A 12,627-nucleotide genomic window follows, 5' to 3' on the forward strand; every position below is an offset into this window, starting at 1 on the left:
GCTGCCGTGTTCCGACAGCCCCGCGCCGCGCCCGTCAGCCCATCGGCGACGGAGGCCGGCGCACCCCCGCTGAGCCCGATCACACCGCACCTGCTCCGCGCCCCGGCACCGCCGTGGCGTCGGGCCGGGTGCTGCCGTCCACCCACGCCGCCAGCTCGCCGCCACCACCACTCCAACCGAGGGATTCGAGGAAACCGTGGTCGCATTGAGAAAACTGGCCCTGACGTTGATGACCACCGTGGCCGTCACGGTCGCGCTCGCGCCGCACGCGTCGGCCTACCCCGGGCCGGGTCACGTCACCGGTGACATCGGGGTGCACGACCCGAGCGTGGTCAAGCGCCCGGACGGGAGCTACCTGGTGGCGCACACCGGGAACAACATCGCGCTGAAGACCTCCACCGACCGCACCGCCTTCCGCAACGCGGGCTCGGTGTTCCCCAACGGCGCCTCCTGGACCACCACCTACACCAACGGCAGCCGCAACCTCTGGGCACCGGACATCTCCTACCGCAACGGCCAGTACTACCTGTACTACTCGGCCTCCACGTTCGGCTCGAACCGGTCGGCGATCTTCCTGGCCACCAGCCCCAGCGGCAACTCCGGCACCTGGACCCACCGCGGCCTGGTCGTCGAGTCCCGCACCAGCGACAACTTCAACGCCATCGACCCCGACCTCGTGGTGGACGACCAAGGCCGCTGGTGGCTCAGCTTCGGCTCGTTCTGGTCGGGCCTCAAGATGATCGCGCTCAACCCGTCCACCGGCCTGCGGTCCGACTCCACGATCCGCTCCATCGCCGGCCGCAACGGCGGCGCGATCGAGGCGCCGAACATCTTCAAGAAGGGCTCCTACTACTACCTGTTCGTCTCGTTCGACCGCTGCTGCCAGGGCGCGGCGAGCACGTACCGCGTGATGGTCGGCCGTTCGACCAGCGTCACCGGCCCGTACGTCGCCCGCAACGGCACGGCCATGACCTCCGGCGGCGGCACCGAGATCCTCGCCGGCCAGGGCAGCATCCACGGCCCCGGCCACCAGGACGTGTTCGCCGACACCGACAACGACATCCTGGTCTACCACTACTACGCCGACAACGGCGCGTCGCTGCTGGGCATCAACTGGCTCGGCTGGGACTCCGCCGGCTGGCCCTACGTCCGCTGATGACCGGTAACCCGGGCAACGTCGCAGGGAGCGCACCTTGACACCGATCAGCAGAGCGGGCCGCCGGACGCCTCTCGTCCTCCTGGCCACCGCCGCCTTCCTCGGCGGCGTCACCTCGGCCCTGCCGCCGACCGCCGCCGCGGCCGTGGTCGACACCACCGCGTCCTACGTCCTGGTCAACCGCAACAGCGGCAAGGCGTTGGACGTCTACGACCTCGCCACGAACGACGGCGCGCGGATCTCGCAGTACACGCGCAACGACGGGGCGTGGCAGCAGTGGCAGTTCGTGGACTCCGGCGGCGGCTACTACCGCCTGAAGTCCCGGCACAGCGGGAAGGTGCTGGACTTCCCGTCCACGGCCGACCGCACCGGCCTGGTGCAGAACACCGACGCCAACCGCACCGGTCAGCAGTTCCGGCTCGCCGACTCCGCCGGCGGGTACGTCCGGCTGCTCAACCGTGCCAGCAACAAGGCCGTCGACGTGCTGGACTTCTCCACCGCGGACGGCGCGCAGGTGATCCAGTGGCCGGACACCGGTGGCACGAACCAGCAGTGGCAGCTGGTGCGGCTGGGCGCGCCGGCGCCGGGCACGTTCACCAACCCGATCAAGCGCAACGGCCCGGACCCGTGGCTGCAGTACCACGACGGGTACTACTACCTGGCCACCACGACCTGGAACTCCACGATCACGATGCGCCGGTCCCGCACGCTGGCCGGCCTGTCCACCGCGGCCGACCAGGTGATCTTCAGCCTGACCAGGCCCAACGGGTGCTGCAACATGTGGGCGCCGGAGTTCCACCTGCTCAACGGCCGCTGGTACCTGTACTACGTGGCCGGGCAGAACGTCCCGGACTTCAACCCGACGCAGCGGCTGCACGTGCTGGAGAGCGCGGGCACCGACCCGATGGGCCCGTACAGCTTCAAGGCCGACCTGGGCAACACCTGGGAGCTCGACCCGAGCATCCTGCGGCACAACGGCCGGCTGTACCTGCTGGGCAGCGCGACGGACGGTACGCAGTCGCTGACCATCACCCCGCTGTCCAACCCGTACACGATCAGCGGCGCCCGCCGCACCATCTCCCAGCCGACCCTGTCCTGGGAACGGCAGACCCACCCGGTCAACGAGGGCGGCGAGCCGCTGTACCACAACGGCCGCACCATGATCGTGTACTCGGCCAGCGCCTGCTGGGGCCCGGACTACAAGCTGGGCCTGCTCACCCTCACCGGCACCGACCCGCTCAACCGGGCGCACTGGACCAAGTCGCCCAACCCGGTGTTCCAGCGCAACGACGCCAACGGCGTGTACGCACCCGGCCACAACGGGTTCTTCAAGTCGCCTGACGGCACCGAGGACTGGATCGTCTACCACGCCAACGACTCGGCCGGCGGCGGCTGCGACATGAACCGCTCCACCCGCGCCCAGAAGTTCACCTGGAACGCGGACGGCACACCGAACTTCGGCACGCCCGTCCGCCTCGGCACCACCCTCACCGCACCCTCCGGCGAACCCGCCAACTGAAACCGCACGGCGGTTTCCCCGACAGGTGCCGGTGGTCCCCCACCACCGGCACCTGTCGGCGGCAGGATCAGTCGTCCTCCGCACGCCGACCCGTCGACAGACCGCGCCTACCCCACCGAGGCGCGGTGCGCGGGCGGTGTCCGGGTGCCGACCGCAGTCGGGCCCCGGACGGCGGCCCTGATGGCGGGGATCAGGTGGTCGAGGCCCTCGCGCTCGGTCAGGTAGGCCAACGCGCCGAGGTCGACGCACTTGAGCGCGGTGGCACTGTCCGCGTGCTGCGAGTAGACGACGACCCGGCGGCTTTGTCCACCGGCCTGCGCAGCGCGGCGAAGTCCGGTCGACCGGGCACCAGCTCCAGGTCGAAGATCACCACGTCCGCGGCGGCACCGCGTAAGTCGCCGGCTGGACTAGCGGGAAGTCGTGGTCGCCCCACCGGCGCACCAGGTTGGCGCGGCCGAGCCCGCCGACCACCACCCCCGTGACCGGCAGGGTCGCGACCCGCAGACCGGACAGCAGCTGCACCCGGACCGTGTCACTCATCGCGACGCAACGACGTTACCCGCACCGGGTCCACGTGGGACACGCAGGTCAGGGCCTCGCCCTTCGCCGAACGGCAGTTCCGCTCGTCGTCAGGGGCGAGGTCTTCCCGCCCGACGACGTGCGCCTACGGGTGCATCCGCGCGCCCTTGAGCACCTTGTCCACCGCATTGCGCGGGCCGTGCACGCCGATGCCCACGAGATCGAGGGCGTCGCGCGGCACGGCGCGCACGGCGGCCCGGTTGTCCACGTCGTTGCCGGTGGCGAACAGGTCCGAGGTGAACACCGCGAGCGCCAACCCGCGCCCGACCGCCTTGGCGTGGGCGCTCACCAGCACCTCCTTGCCGCCGTTCAGCACCAGCACCGGTCGGCCGAGCATCGGCAGGTATTTCGTGCCGTCCGCGTCCTCGTACGGCTCACCGACCGCCTCGGGCACGGCCGCGGTGAGGCCGCTCGCCAGGAAGGCGGTCACGTTCAGCGCCTGCCACGGCGCCAGGTCGTCGCGGAGCAGGACGGCGAACTTCGTCTCGAATCGTTCCACGCCGACACCGTCGCCGACCGGGGGCGACCCGGTCTTGTACGTTCTTGACGTGGGCCCCGACATCTCCGCGTGGCGGCCCGTCGTGCCCGGCATCGTCGAGGTGCTGCACGCGCGCTTCACCGACCACGCCTACCCCGCGCACACGCACGACGCGTGGACGCTGCTGCTGGTCGACACCGGCACGGTGACCTACGGCCTGGACCACCGCGAGCACGGCGCGCCGCCCGCGTCGGTCGCCCTGCTGCCGCCGCACGTCCCGCACGACGGCCGCAACGCCACCGCCGAGGGCTTCCGCAAGCGGGTGCTCTACCTGGACACGTCCGTCTTGGGCACGGACCTGGTCGGCGCGGCGGTCGACCACCCGGCGTTCACCGACCCGGCGCTGCGGTCGCGGGTGCACCAGCTGCACGGCGTGCTGCACGGCGGCGACGAGTGGGAGGCCGAGTCCAGGCTGGCCCTGATCCGCGACCGGCTGCGCACCCACCTGACCCGCCGCGCGCCGTCCGCGCCGGCCGTTCAGCCGGGCCTGGCCCGCACCCTGCGCGACCTGCTCGACGCCCACGTGACGGACAACCTGACCCTGGCCGACGCAGCCGCCCGCCTGGCCGCCGCCCCCGAACACCTGGTCCGCTCGTTCAGCCGCGAGTTCGGCCTGCCACCGCACCGCTACCTGACCGGCCGCCGCGTCGACCTCGCCCGGCGCCTGCTGCTCGACGGTGTGCCTCCGGCCCGGGTCGCACCGGCGGTCGGCTTCTACGACCAGTCCCACTTGACCCGCCACTTCCGCCGGATGCTGGGCACCACCCCCGGCGCCTACGCCCGGTCGGGTGCCTCCCGGACGTCCCGCTAGGAGAGGCCGAGCATCCTGGTGCAGCGGTGGATGGACTCCGGCGGGCCGTCCACCTTCACGTCACCGGTCACGATGGCGTCGAACGGGGTGAGCAGCCGGGCCCCGATGCGCACGAACACGCCCGCCGCGCAGGTGATCGTCAGGTCGGGCGTCGCGACCGGCCCGAGGACGAACGAGATCTCGCCGCCGCGCACCTCGATGGCGTAGCTGCTGTCGCCGACGCGGAACTCGTAGGTCTCGTCCACGTCCGGGATGTGGTCGTGGTCGATCATCGCCTGGAGCGCGAGGAAACCCCACTCGTCGCGGACGGCCTTCTTGCTGTCCTCCTCGGCCAGGAAACCCATGCCCCACTTGGCCAGCGCCAGCACCGGCTCGCGCAGCTCCGCGCCCTTCTCGGTGAGCCGGTACATCCTGCCGCGCGAGTCGCCTTCCACCGGCAACTGCTCGATCACGCCGTGCTCCGACAACATCCGGAGCCGGTCGGTGAGCAGGTTGGGGCCGATGCCCGGCAGGTTCTCCAGCAGGTTGTTGAAGCGCATGGGCGCGATCAGCAGCTCGCGCACGATCAGCAGGGTCCACCGCTCACCGATCACGTTCAGCCCGCCGGCCAGTCCGCAGAACTGGCCGTAGTCACGCCGAACGCCCATGGTGCGCCGAGCCTTCCTCACAGGGGTGACTGACAAGTCGGATAGTAGCATCACGCAACGTGCGTTCAGCACTACACCCCTGCATAGCCGGGCTATGCACCCACTCTCCCCACAAGAGTCCAGGAGAACCGCTCACCGGGTTCGGCCGCCCAACCCCGGCACCGCCCCACTCTCCGCGCCAATCACTTCATACTCGAATAGTAACCGCACTCGACCTACGCCGCGCACTCATTCTGTTCCGGGGAAAGGGCGGCACGCACTTCACGGCCGAGTTCGCCGCCGCGGACGAGGTCGGTCGCCTTCTCCAGGTCGGGCGTCTGGTAGCGGTCGTCGCCCAGCGGCGCGATGTGCCGGCGGACCGCCTGGTGCAGCCGGTCCGTGCCCGCGCCCAGCGGGAACCCGGCCATCTTGTCCTTGATCAGGTCGATGCCCTGGGCCGCCATGAGCACGTGCACCGCCAGCACGGTCTCCAGCCGGTCCAAATTGGCGTGCAGGGCGCGCACCGAGGCCATCGCCATCGTGTTGTGGTCCTCCTGACCGAACTTCGCCGGGCGGGACAGCGTGCCGGCGGGCGTGGCGAGTTGCTGCATCTCCGGCACCAGCGCCACCGCGACGGTCTGCACCTGCACCAGGCCCGAGTTCAGCCCGACCTCTCCCCCGGCGAGGTTGGCGGGCAGGTGGTAACTCCACTTGTCGGCCAGCAGCCGCGCGGACAGTTCCTGCGACAGCACGCCGAGGTCGGCGATCTGGGCGTTGAGCGAGTCGATCTCGTGGCCGAGCAGCGCGGCGTCCCAGTTGCCGCCCATGACGAACTCGTACCCGCCGCCCGCTTCGGGGAACACCAGCGGGTTGGACGTCGAGGCGTTGGCCTCGCGTTCGAGGTGGCCTCGGGCGTCGGCCAGCCGTTGCCGCAGCGCGCCGACGACGTGCGGGGTGGCGCGGATCGACACGGCGTCCTGGATGCGCGGGCCTTCGTCGCCGCTCGCCTTGCGCCCCTCGTCGGTCATCCAGCCCGTGCCGCAGATCAACGCCCTGGTGACGCGGGCCGCCTCCACCTCGGCGGGGATGCGGCGCTCGTCGTGGGTGCGGGCGTCGAACGCGCCCTGCTCGGCCCGGGTCGCCTCCAGGAACAACGCGAACGCGCCGTCGTAGGTGTCGAGCAGCCGTTCGGCGCGCACCACCGCGTCGACGTACCGGGCGGTCACCACGCTGCTGCCACTGATCAGAGGCAGCGCTTCGCCCTGCTCCAACTGGAACGCCGGCGTGAGCCCGGCGGCGGCGAGGATCTCGGGCGCGGGTCCCTCGCGGCCGTTGAAGCGGGCGGGCGCGGGTTCGCCGGTGAGCACCAGGCCCGCCGCCGCCATCGGTTGCAGGTCGCCGGTGCCCAACGACCCGATCTCCGGCATCCGCGGCGTCACGCCCGCGTTGACCAGCCCCAGGATCCGGTCCACGAACTCGGGCCGCACACCCATCGCGCCGCGCGCCATCGTGTTGGCCCGCAACACCAACGCCAACCGCGCCACCCGGTCGGACAACGCCGGGCCGACGCCGGCGGCGTGCGAGCGGAGCACCCGGCGCTGGAACTCGACCCGGTCCGCCTCGGGCAGCGGCTGGTCCTTCAGCGGGCCCAGCGCCTGGTTCCAGCCGTACACCCGCTGCCCGGCAGCCAGTGCCGCCTCGGCGCCCTGCCTGGTGGTGATCATCGCCTGGCGCGACTTGAGTCCGAGGCGGACGGTCACGCGGTCGGCTTCGAGGACCTCCACCATGCGGTCCCAGGTCAACGAATCGCCGTCCAGTTCGAGCGAGTGGCCTTGGTGCCGGGTCACGACCTCGGCCGGCGCGGCGGCCGTGCTCGACACCGTGACGGCGCCGACGGCGAGGACGACCAGGAAGCGCCACGGGACCAGCATTCGTTCTCCTCCGTCGTGCACGGGCCGGGCTGTCGCCGGCCGATCGTGGCACCGCTCGTTCCCGGTGGCCGGACGTGCGCGGGCGAACCGAGCGATCGGGTGACGCCGTACACCAATCAATACGCCCGGCGCCGAACCTTCTCGTCGGGCAAGTTCTTCGCTACCGTCGTCTGGGAGCGTTCCCAGACACTGGAGGAACAGGTGCAGACCACCCGTCAGCGGTCGGCGGTGGCCGGCGCGGTCGTCGCCGCGGTGACCGCGTCCCTGATCGCCGCCGCCGTCACCACCGCACCCGCCCAGGCGGCCGCCGGTTGCCGGGTCACCTACCAGGTGGCGAGCCAGTGGACGGGCGGTTTCGGCGCGAACGTCACCGTCACCAACCTCGGCGACCCGATCCCGAGCTGGCGGCTGGCGTGGTCGTTCGCCGCCGGCCAGCGGGTCGGGCAGCTGTGGAACGGCACCGTGCGCCAGTCCGGTGCGCTGGTCGAGGTCGACAGCGCCTCCTGGAACGGACGCCTGGGCACCGGCGCGAGCGCGGGCTTCGGCTTCAACGGCTCGTGGTCCGGCTCGAACCCGGTGCCCACCGACTTCACGCTCAACGGCACGCCGTGCACCGGAACCACCGTCACCACCACGACCACGACCACCACCACTCCCCCGGTGTCGGACATCCTCAGCCGGACGCACACCGTGGGCCGGGTCCGCGCCACCGCGGACACCGCGCGGTACACGTGGCCGGGCGTCTACTTCGAGAGCCGGTTCCGCGGCACCGGCGTCGGCATCGTGCTCAACGACGCCGACAACGACTACGACGTCCAGGTCGACGGCACCACCGTCGCCAGCCTGATCACCCCCGGCCGGGTCACCCGGTGGATCAACGGCCTGACCGACGCCGAGCACACCGTCCGCCTGGTCAAGCGCAGCGAAAGCCCGTGGGCCGCCGGGGAGTTCGGCGGTTTCCTGCCCGCCGCCGGCGGCGAGATCCTCGCCAAGCCCGCCGCCCGCAGCCGGCAGGTCGAGTTCATCGGCGACTCGCTGACCGCCGGCTACGGCAACCTCTCCACCACCCGCGACTGCTCGGCCACCGGCGGCGTCGACCGCAACACCAACACCGACCTCGCCTTCGGCCCGCTCGCCGCCCGCGGCCTGGGCGCCGACTACCAGGTCAACGCCCACTCCGGCCGCGGCATGGTGCGCAACTACAACGGCGGCGAGCCCGGCACCAGCTTCCGCACCTACTACGACCGCGGCCTGCAGAACGTCGCCGGCGACGTGTGGCGCAACCCCGACACCTGGCGGCCCCAGCTCGTCGTGGTCGGCTTGGGCACCAACGACTTCTCCACCGCCATCAACCCCGGCGAGCCCTGGACCCCCGACAGCCTGACCGCCGCTTACCGGACGGCGTACCAGGGCTTCCTGGACAAGCTGCGCACGCAGTACGGCCCGGGCACCGTCATCGTGGTCAGCGCCACGAACCTGTTCGCCGCGACCGCCGAGCAGGTCGTCAAGGACCGCAACGCCCGCGGCGACGACCGGGTCCGCTTCTGGAACTACGACAACCCCGGCCTCGACCGCCTGGGCTGCGACTGGCACTTCTCCGGCAACGACCACCGGCTCATCGCCGGCCTGCTCACCGACTACATCGCCGCCCTGCCGCTCTCCTGGTGACCGCTACTCGCAGCCGACGCCGTCGTTGTTGCGGTCCAGGTCGTACTCGTCCGGTCCGATGACCTTGATCGGGCCGGTCACGTACGCCGGTCCGTTGCCGCTGCCGGGCCTGCAGTCGACGTCGTCCGCGATCGGCACGCACGGCGTGTAGCCGGGGTGGCAGCCCTGGTTCTGCGCGGGCTGCTGCGCCACAGGCGGCGGTGCCTGGGTCGCCGGTTCCGGCCGCGGCTTCGGTTCCGGGTTGGGCTGTGAGGCCGGCGCAACGGTCGTGGTAGTGGTGGTCGTAGTCGTCGTGGTCGGCACGGTGGTGGTCGTGGTCGTGGGTGCCGCGGTCGTGGTCACCAAGGCGGCGGCGTCCTGAGTGGACGGTAGGTCGTCCGCGAACGCGCCGATGACCCAAGCCACGGCCGCCGACCCGGATCACGGATGCGCTGCCATCCAGCCGGACCTCGATGGCGCACTGGCCTACTCCCCGAGAGAGTAACTGAACACTCACCAATCGCACTCTCGGAAACTCCCGTCCCTGGTCGCCGCCCCGGCCGGGAACTCGTTGCGCTACAACGGTTCCGCGCCCGGTCCACTGGTGAAGCTCCGTGAGGGCGACCGGGTCCGGCTGGAGTTCCGCAACGACCTCGACGCCGACAGCAGCCTCCACCTGCACGGCCTGCCCCTCGCGCCCGCCGTGGACGCGCCGCTGACCCACCTGCCGCCCGGCGCGACGAGCGCGCAGGAGTTCACCGTGCCGGACGGCGTGGCCGGCACCTACTGGTACCACCCGCACGCGCACGGCGACGTCGAACGACAGCTGCTGGCGGGCCTCGCCGGGCCGATCGTGATCACCGGCACGACCGACGAGTCGCTGAAGGCGTGCGACGACCGGGTGCTGGTGTTCACCCGCACCGGCCAGGACGTCAGCGTCAACGGCGCCGTCCGCCCCGTGCTCACCCCGACCAGCGGCCGGACCCGCCTGCGCCTGCTCAACGCCACCGCGGGCGACCACCTGCTGCTCGGCGTGCTGCGGTCGGGTGAGCGCACTCCCCTCCACCTGGTCGCCACAGATGGCGGGTTCGTTGACCTGGAGGCCCGCCTGGGCACGCTGGAGGTCTGGGACGTCGTCAACGAGCACACCACCGACCACCCGTTCCACCTGCACAGCTACTCGTTCCAAGTGCTGTCCCGCGACGGCGCCCCGGAACCACTGCGCGCCTGGCGCGACACCGTGAACGTCCCGCCGGGCGCCACCGTGTCCATCGCCGTCCCGTTCCGCGGCGAACCGGGCCGCACGGTCTACCACTGCCACATCGCCTCGCACGAGGACCTGGGCATGATGGGCGTCCTGGACGTCGTCTGGGCGCCGGCCGGGTAAAGGCCGCGCCGCTGCGATCGTAAGCACAAACCACTTGTTCGAACGCACATAATTTGCGACGGTTGCTCGCGTGAAGAGCGCCGACCGCCACCGCGTGATCGTCGAACGGCTCCGCTCCGGCGCACAGGTCGCCGTAGCGGACCTGGCGGCCGTCACCGGCGCGTCGGAGATGACCATCCGCCGCGACCTCGACCTGCTCGCGGCGGGCGGTGTGCTGCGCCGGGTGCACGGCGGGGCGGTGCCGCTCAGCCCGGCGGGCGTGGAACCACCGTTCACCGCCCGCACCGCCACCGCGAACACCGCGAAACGCGCCATCGCCGCGGCGGCCGTCGAGCTGATCCGGGACGGCGAGACGCTCGTGCTGGACAGCGGCACGACGGCGGTCGAGGTGGCCAGGCTCCTGCGCGGCCGCCCGGTCACCGTCATGCCGCTGTCCCTGCACGCGGTGCGTGAACTGCTCGACGCCCCCGAGGTGCGGCTGCTGCTGCCCGGCGGCGAGCCGCGACCCGGTGAACTGGCCATGGTCGGCCCGCTGGCGCTGGCGTCCCTGCGCGCGCTGCGGTTCGACGTCGCCGTGCTGAGCCCGTGCGCGGTCGACCTGGACGCCGGGCTCACCGCGCACAACCTGGCCGACGCCGAGGTCAAGCAGCAGGCGATGGCCGTGTCCGGGCGCACGATCGTGCTCGCCGACAGCACGAAGTTCGACCGCACCGCGCTGGCCCACGTCTGCCCGGCGGACCGGCCGGACGTGCTCGTCACCGATGCCGACACCCCTGCCGACGTGCGCGCCGAACTGGTCGCGCGCGGGGTACTCGTGCACGTAGCCGAACGACTGGAGAGCCTGTGACCGCCCCCCTGCCCCGCGCGGCCCGCGTCGCCACCTGGGTCTACTTCACCCTCAACGGCTTCGCCGTCGGCTTGTGGGTGGTGCACATCCCGAACGTGGAACGGGCGACCGGCATCTCGCACAGCGCGCTGGGCGGGCTGCTGCTGGTGCTCGGCGGTGCGGCGTTCATCGGCATGCAGGTCGCCGGCCCGCTCGCCGACCGGTGGGGCCAGCGCAAGCTCCTGCCCGCGGCCGGTGTGCTGCTCGGCATCGCGCTGTTCTTCCCCGGTCTGGCCGACTCGTGGTGGACGTTGGGCCTGGCCCTGCTGTTCTTCGGCTTCGGCAACGGCACGATCGACGTGGCGATGAACTCCCACGCCGTGATCGTGGAGCGCGCCTATCCGCGGCCGATCATGGCGGCGTTCCACGCGATGTGGTCGATCGGCGGCGCGTTCGCGGCGGTGGTCGGCGCGGCCACGCTGGGCGCCGAGCTGCCCACGGCGGTGACGTTGAGCGCGTGCGGTGTGTTCACCATCGTGGTGTCGCTGGTCACCGGCCGCTTCCTGATGGACGGCCGGCCCGAGCCGGAGGAGACGACGGCGGAGGCACCCTCCGCGAAGCCGTCCACCAAGCTGGTGTGGCTGCTGGGCGCCATCGCGTTCGCCATGATGCTGGCCGAGGGTGTCGCCAACGACTGGGCCGCGTTGCACGCCGAGGACGTCCTGGGCACGTCCACCAGCACGGCCGCGTTCGCGTACGGCTCGTTCGCGGTGGCGATGACCGTGGGCCGGTTCGCCACCGACCGCGTCGCCGCGCTCGTCGGTCCCGTCGCGATCGTGCGGTACGGGGCGGCGCTGGCGGCGTTCGGGCTCACGCTCGTGGTGTTCTCGCCGTGGGTGTGGCTCGCGTTCACGGGCTGGGCGTTGTTCGGCCTCGGCCTGTCCGGCAGCGTCCCCCAGCTCTTCTCCGCCGCCGGCAACCTGGACCAGCGGTCGTCCGGTGCGCTGATGGCCCGCGTCGTCGGCCTCGGCTACGTGGGCCTGCTGGCGGGTCCTGCCCTGATCGGCGGCCTGACCCACTGGATCCCGCTGAACGTGGCCTTCCTCGTGCCGGTCGTGCTGTGCCTGCTCGCGGTGGGTTTCGCCAACGTCCTCGCGCCACGCCCGGTGCCGACCGGGGAACCCGTCACCACGCGGTAACCCTGTCGCCTCCCGGCTCGCACCGGCCTGGTCCCGGATTCCGGATGTCGGCGGCCGTCAGCCGTTCGGGGACGCCTGTGACCGCCTCCTTGTCACTCACACAGGTGGTGTATGCCCGAATCGAGGCTCGCGACCGGACGAGGGCCGCCGGTCGTGCTGCACTCGATGGGTAGGCACTCACGGGCCGCCACGACGGCGACGCCGTGGCATCCACGAAGGAGGCTTCCATGGCTGCTCACACTGGGATCCGACCGGTCGTCGCACCGGCGGACATCGCGCAACTCGGCAGGTTGGTGGCGGAGCCGGAGCCGGCTCTGGCCGACCCGCCGCTGCCCGAGCCGAACGCCGCAGGCATCCTCCTGCTGCTGCTCTCGCCCCCGACGCCGAAGGAACCGCGGAAGTAGACGG

General features: G+C 71.7%; 13 protein-coding genes. 8 read left to right on the forward strand and 5 right to left on the reverse strand.

The window, feature by feature from the left end:
- Nucleotides 1-229: 229 nt before the first annotated feature.
- Together B0I31_RS12575 and B0I31_RS12580 are read left to right on the forward strand one after the other, a co-directional pair.
- Nucleotides 230-1,156, forward strand: a complete 927-nt coding sequence (locus B0I31_RS12575; protein WP_106615549.1) for an arabinan endo-1,5-alpha-L-arabinosidase — start codon at nucleotides 230-232, stop codon at nucleotides 1,154-1,156.
- A gap of 37 nt (nucleotides 1,157-1,193) precedes the next feature.
- Nucleotides 1,194-2,675, forward strand: a complete 1,482-nt coding sequence (locus B0I31_RS12580) for a family 43 glycosylhydrolase (RefSeq protein ID WP_245949841.1) — start codon at nucleotides 1,194-1,196, stop codon at nucleotides 2,673-2,675.
- A gap of 366 nt (nucleotides 2,676-3,041) precedes the next feature.
- On the opposite strand, the gene B0I31_RS40565 is transcribed toward B0I31_RS12580, so the two are convergent.
- Nucleotides 3,042-3,215: a hypothetical protein gene (locus B0I31_RS40565; protein WP_181320133.1), complete on the reverse strand. Its 174-nt coding sequence runs from the start codon at nucleotides 3,213-3,215 to the stop codon at nucleotides 3,042-3,044.
- A gap of 124 nt (nucleotides 3,216-3,339) precedes the next feature.
- On the reverse strand, nucleotides 3,340-3,753 hold the full coding sequence (locus tag B0I31_RS12585) for a DUF2000 domain-containing protein (RefSeq protein WP_245949842.1): 414 nt from the start codon (nucleotides 3,751-3,753) through the stop codon (nucleotides 3,340-3,342).
- Between the two features lie 49 nt (nucleotides 3,754-3,802).
- On the opposite strand from B0I31_RS12585, the gene B0I31_RS12590 reads away from it, so the two are divergent.
- Nucleotides 3,803-4,603 carry an AraC family transcriptional regulator gene (locus B0I31_RS12590; protein ID WP_106615551.1) on the forward strand — a complete coding sequence of 267 codons (801 nt, stop codon included), beginning with the start codon at nucleotides 3,803-3,805 and terminating at the stop codon, nucleotides 4,601-4,603.
- Here B0I31_RS12590 and B0I31_RS12595 read toward each other — a convergent pair.
- Entirely contained in the window at nucleotides 4,600-5,250 is a 651-nt protein-coding gene (locus B0I31_RS12595) for a winged helix-turn-helix transcriptional regulator (protein ID WP_106615552.1), read from the reverse strand. The two genes, B0I31_RS12590 and B0I31_RS12595, sit on opposite strands and share 4 nt — an antisense overlap.
- 215 nt (nucleotides 5,251-5,465) lie before the next feature.
- A complete protein-coding gene (locus tag B0I31_RS12600; RefSeq protein WP_106615553.1) occupies nucleotides 5,466-7,160 on the reverse strand; it encodes an HAL/PAL/TAL family ammonia-lyase in 1,695 nt (564 codons plus the stop codon).
- Nucleotides 7,161-7,361: 201 nt separating this feature from the next.
- Between B0I31_RS12600 and B0I31_RS12605 the strand changes: the two genes are divergently transcribed.
- Nucleotides 7,362-8,828, forward strand: coding sequence for a cellulose binding domain-containing protein (locus tag B0I31_RS12605; protein ID WP_219910684.1), 1,467 nt, complete (start codon nucleotides 7,362-7,364; stop codon nucleotides 8,826-8,828).
- Between the two features lie 3 nt (nucleotides 8,829-8,831).
- Here B0I31_RS12605 and B0I31_RS12610 read toward each other — a convergent pair whose 3' ends face one another.
- On the reverse strand, nucleotides 8,832-9,233 hold the full coding sequence (locus B0I31_RS12610; RefSeq protein ID WP_106615554.1) for a hypothetical protein: 402 nt from the start codon (nucleotides 9,231-9,233) through the stop codon (nucleotides 8,832-8,834).
- A 145-nt stretch (nucleotides 9,234-9,378) separates the two neighbouring features.
- Here B0I31_RS12610 and B0I31_RS12615 point away from each other — a divergent pair, with 145 nt between their 5' ends.
- The 4 genes from B0I31_RS12615 to B0I31_RS40570 all read left to right on the forward strand — a co-directional run bounded on the left by B0I31_RS12615 (nucleotide 9,379) and on the right by B0I31_RS40570 (nucleotide 12,623).
- Nucleotides 9,379-10,194 (forward strand): multicopper oxidase family protein, encoded by an 816-nt coding sequence (locus B0I31_RS12615; RefSeq protein WP_106615555.1) that lies wholly within the window; start codon nucleotides 9,379-9,381, stop codon nucleotides 10,192-10,194.
- Nucleotides 10,195-10,264: 70 nt separating this feature from the next.
- Entirely contained in the window at nucleotides 10,265-11,041 is a 777-nt protein-coding gene (locus tag B0I31_RS12620; protein ID WP_245949843.1) for a DeoR/GlpR family DNA-binding transcription regulator, read from the forward strand.
- Nucleotides 11,038-12,219: an MFS transporter gene (locus B0I31_RS12625; RefSeq protein ID WP_106615556.1), complete on the forward strand. Its 1,182-nt coding sequence runs from the start codon at nucleotides 11,038-11,040 to the stop codon at nucleotides 12,217-12,219. The genes B0I31_RS12620 and B0I31_RS12625 overlap by 4 nt, the downstream gene beginning before the upstream one ends.
- A 227-nt stretch (nucleotides 12,220-12,446) precedes the next feature.
- Complete coding sequence (locus B0I31_RS40570) at nucleotides 12,447-12,623, forward strand: hypothetical protein (RefSeq protein WP_181320174.1); 177 nt, start codon at nucleotides 12,447-12,449, stop codon at nucleotides 12,621-12,623.
- Nucleotides 12,624-12,627 lie beyond the last annotated feature (4 nt).

The organism is Saccharothrix carnea (assembly GCF_003014735.1).
GTDB classification, from domain to species: Bacteria; Actinomycetota; Actinomycetes; order Mycobacteriales; family Pseudonocardiaceae; genus Actinosynnema; species Actinosynnema carneum.